We start from the raw sequence: 15,616 nt of genomic DNA, 5'->3' as shown, positions 1-15,616 counted from the left end.
GCCCCGGACGCCCGGCGCCCGCGTGCCGGCCGCCGCCCGCCCGCACGCCCCGCCGCCGCCCGTCCGGATGCCCGGCACCGGCCCCGGGTTTCGAGCGCCGCCCCGCGTGCCACATACATCCCATGACCGTGTCCCACCGGCGCGTGGTCAAGCGCACCGCCCGCGCCATCCTCCTCGACGGCGACGAGATGCTGCTCATCAAGCGCACCAAGCCGGGCCGCGAGCCCTACTGGATCACCCCCGGCGGCGGCGTCGAGCCGGGCGACCCCTCCGTCGTCGCCGCCCTGCACCGCGAGGTCGACGAGGAGCTGGGCGCCCGCGTCACCGGCGCCGTCCCCGTCTTCGTCGACACCGTCCCCGAGGGTCCCGAGGGCCCCGGCGGCGAACGCGGCGTGAAGGTCCAGCACTTCTTCGCCTGCCGCCTCACGTCCATGGACCTCACCCGGCGGCACGGCCCCGAAGTCGAGGCGCCCTGCGGCGAGTACGAGACGGTGCGCATCCCCTTCACCCGCGAGGGCGTCGACTCCGTCGAGGTCGTCCCGCCCAGCCTGCGCGCGTATCTGCGTACGAACATCGAGGGCGTCCTCGCCGTCCTCGCCGACGACTTCGGGTAGGGCCTGTCGTTTGGATCTTGTCGGATCAGGGAGCGGCGTCTGGTGCCGTGCATCGCAAGGCGGAGGAGGGAGTCGACGCGGAGCGTCGGCGACCGACGACAACGCCGCGAGGTGCGGTGCCAGGCGTCGCGAGCCCGGCAAAGATCCAAACGACAGGCCCTGGCGCGCCCTCACCCGCCGGTGCGCGTCAGCGCGTACGCCTCCCGCAGGTCCAGGCCGCGGTACGCGTCCGAGGCCAGCCCGCTCACGTGGTGGTCGGCGTTCACGGCGACCGACCGCGGCACCACCGCGAACAGGTCGGTGTCCGACATCGAGTCCCCGTACGCCACGCAGTCCGCCCGCGTCAACCCGTACTCGGCGCACATCAGATCGGCGAGCCGCACCTTGTCCGGCGGCCCCAGGATGCCAGCCTTGTCCACCGGCTCGCGGAACGGCAGCGCCGGGAAACGCGACCCGTGCGCCGCATGCACCCCCCACTCCAGCAGCCGTTCGACGAAGAAGCCGGGCGCCAGCGAGATCACCGCGCAGTGCTCGCAATACGTCAGCAGAGGTAATCACTTCTGAATAGAGGTACGGTCCGGCTGTTCTGCCACGATGGTCCGCTGGCATGATGAGGTGGCTTACGCTGGCGCTTGCGGTCAGCGTCGCATGGTCGCCCCCTCACACCCTTCGGAGAGGATAAGTCGTGATTGTCGCGTTCTCTGTTACCCCGTTGAGTGTCGGCGATGAGGTGGGGGAGGCTGTTTCGGAAGCCGTTCGAGTCGTTCGCGAGAGCGGCCTTCCGAACCACACAGACGCCATGTTCACCAGTATTGAGGGGGACTGGGACGAAGTCATGGCGGTCGTGAAGAATGCTGTCGATGCCGTTCGGGCCAAGTCCGCCCGCGTAAGCATGGTACTCAAAGCGGATATCCGCGAGGGAGTTACCGACGGCCTGTCTTCCAAGGTCACCGAACTGGAACGCCACTTGGCTAAAGGCTAGCTCTCCTTGCCAGCATGACTCCGACGTAGCCTCGTCACGAGGTCGCGAAGATCACGCGCAATCGGCAGAAAGCGCTGATCGGGATTCACTGCGTTCAGCACCTTTCCGCCTTGGCTGAGGAAGATGTCAGTGCGATGCGGGGCAGGCATGTTCAGCAGCGTTTCTGCCGCCAGATTGCAACCGTCTTCCACGCCACCGTGGCGGATCAGCGACTCGGCTTGACCGAGCCGGATAATCGATGGATCGCCGACCACTTGCTCCGGGTACAGCGTCAAGGCGTGTTCATGAGCCTCCCATGCGCGTTCAAAATCCCCCTGGCGTGAGATGATCCGGGCCCGGTAGAAGGCCCATCGGCGCTCGGAGAACCCGAACACCGACTCCGCCTGCTGGTCTGCGTCGAGTCGTTCGAACTCCCCCTCTGCCCGATTCAGTGCAGCTACGCTTCCCGGGAGGTCGTCAACCTGAGCCAGAGCAAGGGATTCCAGCGTTGCTGCGAGTGCGCTTGCCGCGGAAGATCGTCTAGCATCATCCGTGATCTCTTGAACCTCCCGTGCCAGGACGGCAGCCTCCGAGGAATTGTTATAGTACAGGGGGATAAGAGTTCCAACTGCACGAACTTGGGCCATTGTTTCGGGTTGGCCCGTTGCGTCGGCCGCACTTCTTGCCGTGGTGTGCCACGCCCACGCTTGGCGAGCATCGCCAATGACCATGAGTTCATCAGCGGCGAGTGCGGCGAGCTGTGCCGTCACCCGGTACAGACGGCCTTGAACATCCGGTGACTGCGCCTCAGTGATGAACTGGCGAATCTCGCTGAAGTCGAATAAGAGCGTATTCAGCATGTCTAGCGGAGCGGTGAACACGCTGTCACGTGCGTCCCTCGCAGCGGCGCGCTCCAGCGCATCTATGTGTTCCGGGGTAACCGTCCTACTGGCCAACGCGCGGTTCATCAACTGTCTGGCCTCGTCAGCCGCCGTGAGTGCTTCCCCTAGCGAGACGCTTTCGTCTGGAGCGATCGCAACGGAGTTGAGATTTCCGAGGTCGCGTTGTGGCAACTCCCAAGCACGTGTGTCAATGCCCAGCATGTGTCCCGGGATTCCCAGCCCATCCGCCACCCGTTCGATAACTGACACATCGCGAATGCGCCGCACGCCTCGGATCACATCACCGACCCGCGCACTGGTCATCTTGCCCACTGCTGCGGCGATGTCCGCATAGCTAGCGCCGGCCCGCCGGTTGACGAGACGGAAAACCTCACCGAAGTCCCGCTGAGCGCATGCCTGCTGCATGGGCTCGCTATGTAGTAAGCGGTCAGAGACGGTGAGCCGGTAGCCACTGCGGCGGCCTGCACGTTCGCTCATGTGATCACTCTGGGCCGACGGAGGATAACAGGACGTCAGTCTAGAGGCTGGGGAGCGACGGGGTACCCCAGTTGCGGCTTCGGGGTACCCCAACAGCTGTCGCGATTTCTCGGGCACAGCAGCACTCTGTTGGTCATGAGGGCGACGGCGGCGACGAAGGACGAACGCGCGGTGATGACGTGGCAGTGGCGGCGGCATCCCCGGTGTGTGGCGCTGGCGCGATCGCAGATGCGTAAGGCGTTGGCCAGGTGGGGGCTGGCCGGGATCGAGGGACCGGCTGTGCTGGTGGTCTCGGAGCTGGTCACGAACGCGATCGTTCATGCCCGTGTGTCGCCGGGGCGGGAGATCCTGACGCGCTTTGTCCGGCAGGACGGCGGGGTGCGTATCGAGGTGCACGACGCCTCCGAGGACCGGCCCGTGCCACGAACACCCGATAGTGACGGCGGCTACGGCCTGCACTTGGTTGAGCAGATGGCGGACGAGTGGGGGGTGGCAGAGCGTGCGATCGGCAAGGCGGTGTGGGCGGTGGTGGTCGATCCGGCGGGGGCACGGAGCGACCCCGTGGAGGGTGGGGGCGATGCGGCGTGCGGCAAAGGCTGATGGTCGTGTTGTGGGTCGCGGTGTGGGCGGTGGTGGTCGTGTGGTTAGCGAACAAGGGCGACCCTTCCTGATGCTCGACATTCCCGACTGCCCGGTGCCTGTGATCGCTGGGTAAGCCCCCGCCTGACTCTGCGTCGTAGCTTCGCACGCAGGTTCGGGCGGGCAGGGCGGGCCGTCGTTTTGTCGGCTCCGGCGGCCCGCCTTCTTCCACGGGTGTCGCGATCGGCTGGTCCGTGGCGCCCGTGTATGTGATCGACATCCGAGACGAAAGGTCATGCGATGACCGTGAGCACTACCGCACTACCGCAGCAGCAGGAACAGAAGGGGGCTCAGGAGCGGGTGGAAGCTCCGGCGGCGTCCGCGGATCGGCGACGGACGGTGGATGAGGACAAGGCGGCGCGGCGTCGGAAGTGGCGCAGGCGGCTGATGTGGGGCGCGATCGTCCTGTGAGACCGGGCGTGGGTGCCGTGGTCGTAAAGGGGGTCGGCGCTCTCGTCCTTGCAACTCCCTGTGACCCCCACCCCCGTGGGCGTTGCGGGGATGGTCGGTGTAGGTGGACTGCCCTTCGCCGACGGCCCGGTCCTGTGACCTGTCCAATCCTCGCGGGACACGGGGCCGGGCCATCGAAAGCGGCTTCGACGTGAGAGAGATTGGAGGTGATGACCATGAACTGCCCGAACTGCGGCCAACCTCTGCAAGCCACTGGGAAGTCAGTGACGTGCGGGAATTGCGGTCAGTCGGTGGACACGTGAGCGTGATCATCGTCCTGGCGCAACCAGAGAGCTGAAGAAGACCGGACCACCCCGAACCCTGGCAGGCAAGGGTGGCCCGGCTGGGAGCCGCGTGCGACCCCGGTGCCGAGGGTACCGGGGCGCTCGTCGTGTCCGTCTCCAACTCGGCAGATCGGTAAGGGAGTTCGGCCACGAGAGTGATCAAGGAGTGATCCGGTACATGGGTGACCCTGGGGACGCGGGGTTCGAAGAGGAGGAGGCATTCGGCCTGGACGCGCTGGTGTGGCTGCCGGGGGTGGACTACCTGAGCGGCTGGCGGGAGGCGAAGACGGCGGCGGCAGAGTTGGCCGTGGCGTTGAGGTCTGCGGGTGTGGACACGTCCGGGGTGCGGGCGCGGGCGGACACCGGAGGTGACGGTTCCGGGGTGGTGCGCCTGGTGCTTCCGGTCGACACGGTGCGGGAGATAGCCCTGCTCGCCCGGAGGTCCACGGGGCGACTACGCAAGGCCGGCTGAGCCCCGGTCCGTGGCCCGGCCGGCGTGTGCGCGTGCCTGTGAGCGCGGGTGGCCGGAGAGGGTTGGGGCGGGAGCTGCCTTGGGGCGAGAGAGCAGGGGGCCTTAAGCTGACCGGCGATCGGGCTGGCACTTGGCCTGCCCGCAATGGACCGATGCGGCCCCCTGCTCTTAGAGGCTCGCCCCAAGGTGGCTGCCTCAAGCCTCGGAGGCCACCCGCCCCAACCACACGGCCCGGCCCGTCTGGAACCGGGCGAGGAGAGCTGGCTACGGCTTCCACGGGCCTGCCGCGGCGACAGGGCGGCGGGCGCCCGGCGGGATCGGCCGCCAGGCCGCACGCCCGCCGGGAGCGCCCGGCCGCCCGGCGCGCCGCACGGCGCGCCCTTGAGTAAGTAGAGACAGATTTCGACACCCGCCCCCCGGATGATCAGTCGCGGACCGGTGTGAGGTGGCGCGGGGCGTCGGTGGTGATGCGGTAGGCGGTGCGGGCACGGTCACCGCTGGCGCGCAGTTCCTCAAGCAACAGCGGCCGGTCATCGGTGCCGTGCGTGACGCGGACCGTGTGCAGAACCGCGGTGGCGTCGGGGAGTTGCAGGGCGGTGCGCTCGTCGGGCAGCGGCATGCGCGCGGTCGCGTACTCGGTCCACGTCGGGGTGTGTCCGGCGGCTTCGAGGGCGGCGTAGATGGCGGCCGGGTCGGTGTCGGGGTGGTCGGCCAGCTCGGTGCCCTCGGCGGTGGCGAACGGCAGCAACACCCGGTGCGCTACGCGGGTGCCGGTGGCCGGGTCGACGTAGAGGCGGTCAACGCCGAACAGCGCTTCGTCCTCGTCCAGTGCGAGGAGTGGGGCGGTCTCGGTGGTGGTGTGGGTGCGGTAGACCGTGGGCGCCTCGGCAAGCTCCCACCCCTGTAGCCCGGTGGCGTACGTCCCGTTCGCGTTGCGGGTGATGGCGCGGTCCACGGTGAGGACGGCGTTGGGGCGGCTGCGGACGTAGCTGCCTTTGCCGTGGATGACCTCGATGAGTCCTTCGGTGCGCAGTGCGGCGATGGCGTTGCGGACGGTGGGGCGGCTGACGTGGTAGCGCTCGATGAGCTGGGTTTCGGACGGCAGGGTGCTGCCGGGTTCGAACTCGCCGGAGGTGATCGCCTGCCGGATGGCGGCGGCTACCTGCTTGTAGAGCGCTCCGGGGCGCTGGAGTTCGTCCATGACCAGCCTCTCTCTGCGTGTCTCCGCGTGGCATGTCTCACATGTACGTCACTCGTCAGCATAAGTGCTTGCGGTCTGACGTCAAGTCATGCACTCTTGTCACTCGTCAGCATGAGTTACATGCTGGCGTTGTCGAGAGGTCAAGGAGACCCACGCAATGCAGTCCATACCCGTGGACACTTCCCGCCTCGGCGTACTGCGGTGCGCCGTCGCCCCGGAAGCCAAGCTGAGCAACTACGACACCAAGGAGATCAAGAAAGACCGCGACGGGAACACCATCTACACCGTGGGTGTGATGGTCCGTCAGGACGGGCGGCGCGCCTCCGTCATCGAAGTGGCCGTGCCCGGCGAACCCAAGGGCATCACCGAGGGTGCAGAGCTGCGGCTTGCGGGCCTGGTGGCGTTCCCCTGGCAGATGGGCGACCGGCACGGTATCAGCTTCCGCGCCGACGCCATCACCCCGGCGACCCCCACCCCGGTCAAGGGCGGAGGTGCCGGATGAGCTGGTTACTGTTCGCGCTCGGGCTGGGCGTGCTGGCCTGGGTGCTCGTCGGCGGCAGCTGGTTGAAGCGGCGCGCTCCGGCCTGGCACTGGTACCTGACCGGCTATCCGGCCGCCGCGCTGCGCGTGTTGACCACCTGGAAGCGGGTCGCCATCCTCACCGACCTGGCGGTCTCTCCGCGCCCGCGCCGCGGGCTGCTGGGCGATCTGGTGGTCAAGGGCGAGGCTCTGCGGCCGGTTCCGCCGCGTCTGTCCTTCCCCCGCGCCACTCGCATGGGGCTGACCGTGGTGGTGCGGCTGCATCCGGGGCAGACCCCGGCGGTGTACCTGGCTGCGGCTGATGCGCTGGCGCACGCCTGGCGTGTGCACGCGGTACGGGTCACCTCTCCCGAACGGGGTCTGGTGCTCCTGACCGCGACCGCCACCGACCCGCTACAGCATCCCGGGCTCGTCACGGCCAGGCCCCGGCAACTGGCCGCGCTCGTCGGCGCGCTGGAAAGCGGCGGGGCGTGGGTGATGGACCTGCGGCTTGTGCCGCACTGGCTCATCGCCGGCGCCACCCGATCGGGCAAGTCCACGCTGCTCGCCAGGCTCGTCACCGAACTCGCGCCGCAACCCGTCGCCCTGGTCGGCGTCGACTGCAAAGGCGGCATGGAACTGGGCCTGTTCGCCCGGCGGATGAGCGCGCTGGCCACCTGCCGCCGCGAAGCCGTAGCCGTGCTCGGCGCGCTCGTGGTCGAGATGCAAGAGCGCATGACCGACTGCCGCGAGGCAGGAGTGCGCTCCATCTGGGACCTGCCGGACAAGCTCCGCCCGGTGCCGATCGTGGTCATCGTGGATGAGCTGGCAGAGCTGTACCTGTCGGACGGTCGGCGGGAAAATAAGGCAGAGGCGGAGCAGTGTTCCACCTACCTGCTCCGGCTGGCGCAACTCGGCGCTGCGCTCGGCGTGCACCTGGTCGTGGCCGGGCAAAGGGTCGGCTCCGACCTCGGCCCCGGCGTCACCGCGCTACGCGCTCAGCTCGGCGGCCGGATCTGCCACCGCGTGAACGACCCCGGCACGGCGGAAATGGCCCTTGGCGATCTGAACAAGGACGCCGTGACGGTGGCCCAGTCCATCACCGCCGAGGAAGCCGGGGTGGCCGTGTGCACCGGCCCGAACGGGGGTTGGAGCCGTGCCCGCTCCCACCTCACCCCCACCGACGACGTCACGGCCGTCACCGCCCGGTACGCAGCTCTGACCCCCGAACTGCCCGCGGTGGCCGACGCCTTGACGGCGGTGCAAGGGGGCGAGTCGTGACCAGCGCCAGCGCGACCGTCTCCCTCGTCGTCCTTTTCGGGATCATCACCGTCCTGCTGGTGCGCTCCCGGGACGTGCGCACATGGGAAGCGGCCTGCATCGGCCTGTTCGGGCTCTACCTCGGACAGACCCCGGTGATCCACACCATCGACGGCTTCATGACCTGGATCACCACCGGCTTCGCCCACTTCTAAGCAGGAAGGAACCTCCTATGGCGATGCGCCGCGTGCGCTGCCCCACCTGCAAGGGAGAGGGCTCCCGGCCCACCTGGACCGGACGGCGACGCCGGTGCCGGATCTGCCGGGGCGCCGGAACCATCCGCTGACCACCAACGAACCTGCCAACTCCCACGACGCAAGGAGTGATCACCCATGGAGACACCCCACCCACCCGCACTCATCCACCCGGCCGCTACGGCGGCCCACCCCGGAAGGGACCCACCACCATCACCCCCGGACGCACCCCGGCTGACCGGCGCGCCGCACTCCAGCGCGCGGCGCGCCTGCGTCAGCTCCCCACCACAGACCACGACCTCATACGTCTCGCCCAAGAACCTCTGTTCCCCCGCTGGCTCCAGCAGGTCACCGCAACCGGCGGCTGCGCACACCCGGTGCACCTGACCGGCCACACCACCACACACGACCCCGCAACCGGCGAGGTCCTGCACCACTACGACACCCGCTGCGAACCGCACGAACGGCTGCTTCTACGCTGCCGCAACCGCCGCGCAGCCGTCTGCCCGCCCTGCTCACGACTCCACGCCGGAGACACCTTCCACCTCGTGAGGGCCGGCCTCGTCGGCGGCAAGACCGTCCCGCCGACCGTCCGCGACCACCCCCGGCTCTTCGTCACCCTCACCGCCCCCAGCTTCGGCCCTGTCCACCGCACCACCAGCGACGGCAAGCCGTGCCGCCCCCGTCGACGCGGCGGTGAATGCGAGCACGGATGCCCGCTCGGCTGCTCGGTCGTGCACACGGCGAACGGTCCGATGGCGGGCTCTCCGCTGTGCCCCGGCTGCTACGACTACCCGGCACACGTCCTCTGGCACGCTCACACCGGACGACTGTGGAAAGCCTTCACCGACAACCTCTACCACCACCTCGCCACGCTGACCGGCCGCACCCGCACCGGACTACGCCGCACCCTGCGCATCTCCTACGCCAAGATCGCCGAATACCAGCAGCGCGGAGCGGTCCACGTGCATGCTGTCGTGCGCCTCGACGGCGCGGACGGGCCCGACTCAGCCGCCCCCCGGTGGGCCTCCGCTGAGATGCTGACGACGGCGGTGCGGTCTGCGGCGGCGGCCGTCCGGCTGCACACGCCCTACTCGGCGGCCCTGGGCGAGTACGAACTGACCTGGGGTGCCCAGCTCGACGCCCGGCCTCTGCGGGCCTTCGACACCCCCGACGCGCTCAGCGACGACGCCGTAGCCGCCTACGTCGCCAAGTACGTCACCAAGAGCGCCACCGAAACCGCCGGGGGCCTCGACTACCGCATCATCAGCCGAGACGACATCCAAACGGCCACCGTCCCTCACCACACCCGCGCCCTCATGATGACCTGCTGGCGCCTCGGCGGCCAGCCGGAGTACGCGCACCTGCGCCTGCGCGCCTGGGCACACACCCTCGGCTACCGCGGCCACATCCTCACCAAATCCCGCACCTACTCGACCAGCTACGGAGCACTACGCGCCGAACGAGCGGAACACCGACACGACGGCGAAACTGTTCGCGGCGAACTCAGCACCGCCACTGACGCGTCCTGGCGCTACGCCGGTAGCGGCCATTCCCTCGGGGCCGCGCTCCTGGCTGCCGGGATCGCGGAAGACCTCGCTACGAACCGCGAGCTTGCCCGTGAGGCCCTGGCTGGCGACAGAGGGAGGCCGGCGGGTTGACGCATGCGCGGGTGCGAGGAGATGACGAAGACTGGGCATGGGCCCGGTCGCATGCGCGCCGGGCTCCCCGGTGGTCTGACGCCAAATGGCGCCGGATGAACGCCGCCCTCGGCCTGGAAGTGTCCACACGCGACGGGACCCGCCACCACCGGCACGCACGGTGACGGGCCTCTCGCCTGGTCAGCCGCGGCGCCACGCCTCGAAGAACTGCTGCCGGTCCTGTGCCGTTTCGAACTGCCGCCGGCTTGCCAGGGCGACGCGCCACGCGCTCATCTCTGCGTCCCGTAGCCACAGCTCGCCTCCGTATCGGCCCTTGACGCCGATGGTGCCGTAGTCGAGGACTGAGCCGATCACCTCGGCTACCGCGGTGCGCTGCGACGGCGTCAGCTCCCCCAGGAAGCCCAGGACGCGGCCAGCGACGCCTGCCTCATTGCCGTCGTAGAGGCGATCGAAGGAGGGGCCGCCCATGTTCGCGGGATCGATGTACAGGGCCGCATTGCCCCCAGCCTCGCGAATACGCCTCCAGAAGGCTTGCCCCTCCTCGGTTCCCGGCAGCGGGAGCGCCGCGAACAGGTCGATCAAGTGACCGTTGGCAGCCTGGCCGTACGCGGTATCGCAGCTCGCGGCAGCGGCGACCCTGGCGACGTGGCTGACAGTCAGGCGGCTGTCCTCGGGCCAGTCGAGCGGGGTGTTGAGTTCCTGAACGAGGTGCTGTTCCAGCTCGTCGTCCTGGTCGGGCTGCTCACTGCCGATGTGCCGGTTTACGATCACACTGTCCCCCCTGGGGGCCGCTGTCCGATTCTCGGGCCTGTCAGCATGCCAGCGATGCGGGCTCCTCGGCGCGCGTGATTTTGGTCGAACTGGCCTGACTGGGCTTCGCATCGGAGCACGTCCAGCAATCCGCCCCTGGTCCAAGCCGGTGCCCTTACCTTCCCGCGGCAGCGAGACTTCCGCGCATGGCGGCCTGAAGGTCTTTGCGGGCTTGATGGAACCGCTCTAGTCCTTCGAGGTACTCCGGCGACGTGAGGGAGAGGTCAGGATGGGTGTTGAGCAAGTCGCGCCATTGTCGGAGCAACCTGTACGCCCGGTCGGACTTCTCTTGGACCGCCGGTGGGGCCTGCAGGGCGATCCGATAGCGCTGGGTCAGGACTGAGGCGTCACGGAAGGCGTCCAAAGCTGCCTGGTATCGCGCCGTGGCGTCGCTCTCTCTGAGGATGATGACGCGTAGGGCGGTCGAGCTGTCGTTCAGGGCGGCGAGGTAGGCACTGTAGAGATCTCGGAGGGTGTCGTGCACGCGATTTGCCTGCTCGCGACGGTGCCGCGTGTAGTCAGCAAGCATGGTCGAGCCGACCGCCGTAGCCGCGCCGACGATTGCGCCAAGCAATGTCCCCCAGTCCATGAGCGGAACCGTACTTCCGCAGACTCGTCGCGAAAATAGGACAAACCTGGGCGCCAGGCCGCCTGATTGCTAGCCGACAACGCCACTCAAGTGGCCAACCGTAGTGATCAGCCACACAAGCGCAACTGCCTAGTCCTAGTCGGCCCACACCGGGACCAGTCGGTCCCGTACCGGTACCCGCCGACCGCTGCCCACCGGCAGCACGACCACGGCTGTCAGGGTGCGCTCGATGTAGGCGCGGCGCTCAGCCAAGGTGATGTCCTTGCGGTTCCACTCCTTGGCCATGTCCACGGGCTTGCCCCGTGCGGCGATGGTCTTGCGCTGCCATGCGTTGCGCTCCCCGATCAGCTGCCGTTCCTCGGCCTCGTACTCGGCGAGATCGGCGTAGTACCGCTCAGCGCTGATCTGGCGCTGCCGCCGGGCCTGCTTCAGGTCGGCAAGGTCCTCACGGACATTGACCAACTCCGCTTCTTTCGGCCATGCCTGCGGGGTCGTCGTCGCCTCGCGCTCGGCGGCCTCCTCCTCGTACTTGGCGATCACCAGTTTCCCGATCAGCTCGTCCGTCTCCGGCCCGGGAATCCTGACTCCACCGCAACCCCGGCCGGTGGTCTTGGCGGCACAGGCGTAGAAGAAGTAGCCTTCCGGCTTCTTCTGGCTGGGGCTCGCCTTCAGGGCGCGCAACGGTGCGCCGCACTCGTCCTTGCCGCACCGGAGGGTACCGGTCGCCAGGTGCGTACGTGCGTTGTGGCCAGCACCTCGCTTCGGGCCAGCCTCCAGAATGGCGCACAGTGCTTGCCACTCGGCGGGCTTCAGGATGCGCTCCCACTTCCCCCGGACCGGGTCGCCCTGCTCATCGCGAACGATGACCTCCCGCCGGGTCTCCCTGCCGGTCTCCTCGTTCAGATCCATGACAGAGTGTGCGCGGTATCCACACACGCGCGGGCTGGTCATCACACGCTGAACGTTCCTGCTGTCCCACGGCTTACCACGCGGCGTGGTGATCCCCATGCGGTTCCACTCGGCGACGACAGCATGCCAGGGTGCGCCTTTGATCAGTCGTCGTGCAGCCTTGCGGATGAGACCGGCCTCGGCGGAGTCGAGCGTCCGCCTGTCCTCCTGCCACCCGAAGGGACGTTGGCCGCCCACCGGGATGCCCGCCTGCTGCAACGCCTGGTGCTTGCGCCGCACGCGGCGGGAGGTGTCGGCGGACTGTTTGTTGGCCATGGCGACCAGGACGCGGGCCATGGCGCGGCCGTTGTCGGTCAACAGGTCGAGTGTGCCGGTGATGTCGATGATCGGTCGGCGGTGGTGTTCCACCACCTCGATGGCGTCTTCGAGGTGGCGGGGGTCGCGGGTCAGGCGGTCGATGTCGTAGACGATCAGGCCGTCAACGCGCTCGCCGTCCGGGGTGGTCCCCCGCTTGAGGTCTTCCAACGCGCCTTCGAACACGGGCCTGACGACGCGGTAGCCGGTGCTGCCGTCCGGTAGCCGCACCCGCCTGCGCTTCCACGCTGAGGTGTCCGGCTCCATGTACGTGTGCACGTACCGGCCGCCCCGGCTCTCCACGAACTGTCGGCCGTCCTTCTCCTGCTCCTCCGTGCTCTTGATGTCCCGTCCGGTCATCGGCACGAAGCGGCGGCCCGATGACGCTTCGTCAGCGTCCGGACCTCCGCCCTCTAACTCCTCCGTGGACAGGCGGGCCAGCCCGGCCCACCGCTGCCCCTCCAAGTTGCCCCAGTGTGCTCGCGTTACCAGGTCATCGCTCATACAGAGAAGTTACATCCGCTGACGCACTGATCCCCGCGGGCGGTGATGTCGGCCCACACCTCGCGGATCCCCGCGAGCCACGGCGAGCCCGCGAACGCGCGGGCCAGGATCTCGGGGGTGAGGCTGCTCCACATGCCGTGCGCGCGCTCGGCGTAGTCGTACGTGTCGATCTCGCCGGAGCTGAACGCGGCGTCCAGCGCGCGGAACTCCGCGACCAGGCCCATCTGCCGCGCCAGTTCGATGTTCGCGGAGGAGCCGTGCAGCAGGGTGCCGTCCATGTCGAAGATGTGCAGCCGGGACATGGCCGTGAGGCTAGGACGTGCGCGCAGGTGCGGACAAACGATTACCCGGACCGACCGGCCGCCCGGACGTCGGTCCGGCCCACCGGACGTCGGTCCGGCCGTCAGTCCGGGTCGTGCTCCGGGCCGCCGTAGTCGGGGCTGGTGAAGTCGGGGCTCGAATAGCCGGGCCCGTCGTTCGTGGGCGATCCCTCGTCGGGGCTGGAGAACGCCGGGCGGGAGTAGCCGAGGCGCGGGGTGCGGGCGGCGTCGGGGTCGGTGCGCACCGCGGGGGGATACGCCGCGGCGCCGTCCTCGCCGCCGCCGGCGAGGGCCTCCTCCAGGAAGGGCTGGATGCCCCGTTCGAGCAGCGCGGTGAGCCACTCCTCCCGGGCTCTGTCGACCTGGTCGGTCAACTCCCGGCTGGCCGCGGCCCTGATGGACGTCGACCCGTTGCGCAGCGCCGCCAGCAGGAGCGCGATCATCGCGATGACGATGGCGGCGACCGCGAGCAGCGCGAAGATCCAGCCCGCCTGCCGCATCGAGGACGCCACGGCGGGCTCGGGGTCCATCAGGTGCAGCAGGTAGCCGACGAGCAGGAAGATCACCGCCGCCGTGCCGGCCAGCACCGGCACCAGCACGGCCGCCGCCGCGGCCACCCCCGCGCTGGAGCCGCCGCCCTGGCCGCCGCTCATCGCGCCGCTGAGGCGGATGCCCTCGCCGCCGCCCAGAGTTCCGCCGCCGCCCGCGGGCCGGCGCAGTTCTTTGCGCAGTCGTACATAGCGTTCGTATTCGGCCGACGCGCGTGCGGAAATGGGCGCCATGGCACCGAGCGCCATGGTGCGCAGCTGCTCGGGGTTGAGCGGCCGCCCACGGCCGGCGCCGACGGTGTACTCGGCGCTGTGCAGCGCGGAGTCGAGGAGCCGCTCGAAGTCCGGGCGGTCCTCCGTCAGCAGATTCGACGCACTGGTCATGTGCTTGTGCTCCCCCGGATGGGCAGGCAACAAGGCAAGCGGGGACGGAGCGTGCCTGCGGCGCCAGACCCTGAGCGGACAGGACCTGTAACCGATGGTAGAGCGCTTCGCGTATGGCGGATAAGTGTCTTTTCAGAAAAGGAGGTTCCGTATTAGAGCACGACGAACGGAAGTCCGCTAGCGTCCGACCAGCGGAAGTCGCACGACAAGCAGTTTTCCGGCCATGGTGACCCCGCCGTCCATGGCGATGGCCAGGTCGTCCGCGTAGATGTGCGGGCCCTGCACCGCCGCTCCCCGCTCCTCGCCGTCGATGTCCTCGCTGGGCACCTCCCCGAGCAGATACGGGATCGGGCTGTGCCCGTGCACGAGCCGCTCGCCGCCGTACCGGCCCAGCAGCTCCCGCACCGCCGCCGGGCCCGTCTCCTCGTCGCGGAAGGCGAAGCGCTTGGTGAACTTGCGGAACAGGTCCCAGACCTCGTCCGCGTCCGAGCGGGCGAGGATGTCGTGGATGGTGTCGTTGACGCCCTCGATGGACTCGCCGTAGTCGAGGTACGCGGTGGTGTCGGAGTGCAGCAGGAGGTGGCCGTCCTCCTCGGCGACGGCGTCGAGCCGCGCCATCCACTGCAGGTGGACGTCCTCCAGCCGCTCCATGTCGGTGCGCTGCCCGCCGTTGAGCAGCCAGGCCGCCTGGAAGGAGGCGGTGCCGGCGCCGGAGTTGACCGGCGTGTCGCCGAAGCGCTTGGCGCCGAGCAGCAGCAGCTCGTGGTTTCCCATGAGCGCCTTGCAGAAGCCGCCGGCGGCGGCGGCCTCGGCGGACAGCCGCATGACGAGGTCGATGACGCCGATGCCGTCGGGGCCGCGGTCGGTGAAGTCGCCGAGGAACCACACGCGGGTGTTCCCGGCGATCCAGCGGTCCGCCTCGTCGACGATGCCCTGGGCGCGCAGGGCGGCGCGCAGCTCGTCGAGGTAGCCGTGGACGTCGCCGACGACGTACAGCGGGCCGTAGCCGCCGTTCTCGCCGGGCCTGATCACCGGCAGGTCGGCCTGCGTCGGGGTGTACCCGTCGCCGGCGTGCCCGTAGGGCTCGCCGGCGGCCGGTGCCGCGGGGACGGGGGGCGCCGCCCCGGCGGGCACCCCTGCCGTGGTCCGCAGCCCCGGCGTCTGACCGGCCCCCTGTTGCATCGAACCCCTCCACCGCCTAGCCGTTCTGCCACCGGGACACGACCCGGCCGCCATGGGACCGGGTGCCCCTCCGCCGGGCAGGTGGAGGAGATCCGCGGTGCGCGTGCGCCCATCATAGAAATGCCCGTCGCAGCTTGTGCGGTACCAGGGGCCGCCAATTGGCTCCGGCCGCGGAAGACGGCTCCCGCCCGACCGCCAGAACCGGGCAAACGGTGCACGACCGGCGGGGCGGCGGGCGGCCCGCCGCGCGCGGGACGTGGTGTGCGGGAGCCGGCGGCGGGGCCCGGCGGGCCGCGGCGGGGCCGTGTGGCCCCGTACGGGG

General features: G+C 69.2%; 16 protein-coding genes and 1 pseudogene. 8 read left to right on the top strand and 9 right to left on the bottom strand.

The genetic code is table 11. From position 1 onward, the window contains the following. Nucleotides 1-122: 122 nt before the first annotated feature. Nucleotides 123-614, top strand: coding sequence for an NUDIX domain-containing protein (locus ABD317_RS22800; protein ID WP_344291788.1), 492 nt, complete (start codon nucleotides 123-125; stop codon nucleotides 612-614). A 170-nt stretch (nucleotides 615-784) separates the two neighbouring features. Here the strand turns inward: ABD317_RS22800 and ABD317_RS22795 are convergent. Further along, nucleotides 785-1,147 (bottom strand): annotated as a pseudogene (locus tag ABD317_RS22795) (HAD family hydrolase); the annotation flags it as partial. Nucleotides 1,148-1,299: 152 nt separating this feature from the next. Here ABD317_RS22795 and ABD317_RS22790 point away from each other — a divergent pair. Continuing rightward, on the top strand, nucleotides 1,300-1,596 hold the full coding sequence (locus ABD317_RS22790) for a thiamine-binding protein (RefSeq protein WP_344291787.1): 297 nt from the start codon (nucleotides 1,300-1,302) through the stop codon (nucleotides 1,594-1,596). Here ABD317_RS22790 and ABD317_RS22785 read toward each other — a convergent pair. Further along, entirely contained in the window at nucleotides 1,593-2,954 is a 1,362-nt protein-coding gene (locus tag ABD317_RS22785; RefSeq protein ID WP_344291786.1) for an NsdA family TPR-like regulatory protein, read from the bottom strand. The genes ABD317_RS22790 and ABD317_RS22785 overlap by 4 nt on opposite strands. Nucleotides 2,955-3,089: 135 nt before the next feature. Here ABD317_RS22785 and ABD317_RS22780 point away from each other — a divergent pair, with 135 nt between their 5' ends. Next, on the top strand, nucleotides 3,090-3,554 hold the full coding sequence (locus ABD317_RS22780) for an ATP-binding protein (RefSeq protein ID WP_344291785.1): 465 nt from the start codon (nucleotides 3,090-3,092) through the stop codon (nucleotides 3,552-3,554). 951 nt (nucleotides 3,555-4,505) lie between these two features. Continuing rightward, nucleotides 4,506-4,799: a hypothetical protein gene (locus ABD317_RS22775; protein WP_344291784.1), complete on the top strand. Its 294-nt coding sequence runs from the start codon at nucleotides 4,506-4,508 to the stop codon at nucleotides 4,797-4,799. 424 nt (nucleotides 4,800-5,223) lie between these two features. Here ABD317_RS22775 and ABD317_RS22770 read toward each other — a convergent pair whose 3' ends face one another. Next, on the bottom strand, nucleotides 5,224-6,000 hold the full coding sequence (locus tag ABD317_RS22770) for a GntR family transcriptional regulator (RefSeq protein WP_344291783.1): 777 nt from the start codon (nucleotides 5,998-6,000) through the stop codon (nucleotides 5,224-5,226). Nucleotides 6,001-6,157: 157 nt separating this feature from the next. On the opposite strand from ABD317_RS22770, the gene ABD317_RS22765 reads away from it, so the two are divergent. The 4 genes from ABD317_RS22765 (at nucleotide 6,158) to ABD317_RS22750 (ending at nucleotide 9,694) form a co-directional block, all read left to right on the top strand. Further along, the gene (locus ABD317_RS22765) at nucleotides 6,158-6,502 is read left to right on the top strand and encodes an SCO3933 family regulatory protein (RefSeq protein ID WP_344291781.1); all 345 of its coding nucleotides are present in this window, start codon (nucleotides 6,158-6,160) and stop codon (nucleotides 6,500-6,502) included. Then, nucleotides 6,499-7,800 (top strand): FtsK/SpoIIIE domain-containing protein, encoded by a 1,302-nt coding sequence (locus ABD317_RS22760; RefSeq protein ID WP_344291780.1) that lies wholly within the window; start codon nucleotides 6,499-6,501, stop codon nucleotides 7,798-7,800. Before ABD317_RS22765 ends, ABD317_RS22760 begins: the two co-directional genes overlap by 4 nt. Next, the gene (locus tag ABD317_RS22755; protein WP_344291779.1) at nucleotides 7,797-7,994 is read left to right on the top strand and encodes a hypothetical protein; all 198 of its coding nucleotides are present in this window, start codon (nucleotides 7,797-7,799) and stop codon (nucleotides 7,992-7,994) included. Before ABD317_RS22760 ends, ABD317_RS22755 begins: the two co-directional genes overlap by 4 nt. Before the next feature lie 251 nt (nucleotides 7,995-8,245). Continuing rightward, entirely contained in the window at nucleotides 8,246-9,694 is a 1,449-nt protein-coding gene (locus ABD317_RS22750; protein WP_344291789.1) for a replication initiator, read from the top strand. Between the two features lie 180 nt (nucleotides 9,695-9,874). On the opposite strand, the gene ABD317_RS22745 is transcribed toward ABD317_RS22750, so the two are convergent. From ABD317_RS22745 to ABD317_RS22720, 6 genes are all read right to left on the bottom strand, one after another. Beyond that, nucleotides 9,875-10,465 carry a hypothetical protein gene (locus tag ABD317_RS22745; RefSeq protein WP_344291778.1) on the bottom strand — a complete coding sequence of 197 codons (591 nt, stop codon included), beginning with the start codon at nucleotides 10,463-10,465 and terminating at the stop codon, nucleotides 9,875-9,877. A gap of 154 nt (nucleotides 10,466-10,619) precedes the next feature. Next, entirely contained in the window at nucleotides 10,620-11,093 is a 474-nt protein-coding gene (locus ABD317_RS22740; RefSeq protein WP_344291777.1) for a hypothetical protein, read from the bottom strand. 135 nt (nucleotides 11,094-11,228) lie between these two features. Beyond that, nucleotides 11,229-12,860: a recombinase family protein gene (locus ABD317_RS22735; RefSeq protein ID WP_344291776.1), complete on the bottom strand. Its 1,632-nt coding sequence runs from the start codon at nucleotides 12,858-12,860 to the stop codon at nucleotides 11,229-11,231. After that, nucleotides 12,857-13,162, bottom strand: a complete 306-nt coding sequence (locus tag ABD317_RS22730) for an HAD family hydrolase (RefSeq protein WP_344291775.1) — start codon at nucleotides 13,160-13,162, stop codon at nucleotides 12,857-12,859. The genes ABD317_RS22735 and ABD317_RS22730 overlap by 4 nt, the downstream gene beginning before the upstream one ends. A 101-nt stretch (nucleotides 13,163-13,263) precedes the next feature. Continuing rightward, nucleotides 13,264-14,112, bottom strand: coding sequence for a hypothetical protein (locus ABD317_RS22725; RefSeq protein ID WP_344291774.1), 849 nt, complete (start codon nucleotides 14,110-14,112; stop codon nucleotides 13,264-13,266). 177 nt (nucleotides 14,113-14,289) lie between these two features. Beyond that, nucleotides 14,290-15,294 carry a metallophosphoesterase gene (locus ABD317_RS22720; protein WP_199788952.1) on the bottom strand — a complete coding sequence of 335 codons (1,005 nt, stop codon included), beginning with the start codon at nucleotides 15,292-15,294 and terminating at the stop codon, nucleotides 14,290-14,292. Nucleotides 15,295-15,616: the final 322 nt, after the last annotated feature.

It is taken from the genome of Streptomyces synnematoformans (assembly GCF_039531005.1).
Taxonomy (GTDB): Bacteria; Actinomycetota; Actinomycetes; order Streptomycetales; family Streptomycetaceae; genus Streptomyces; species Streptomyces synnematoformans.
Note: the sequence above shows the minus strand (reverse complement) of the source record. Positions and strands in the feature narration are given on the sequence as shown.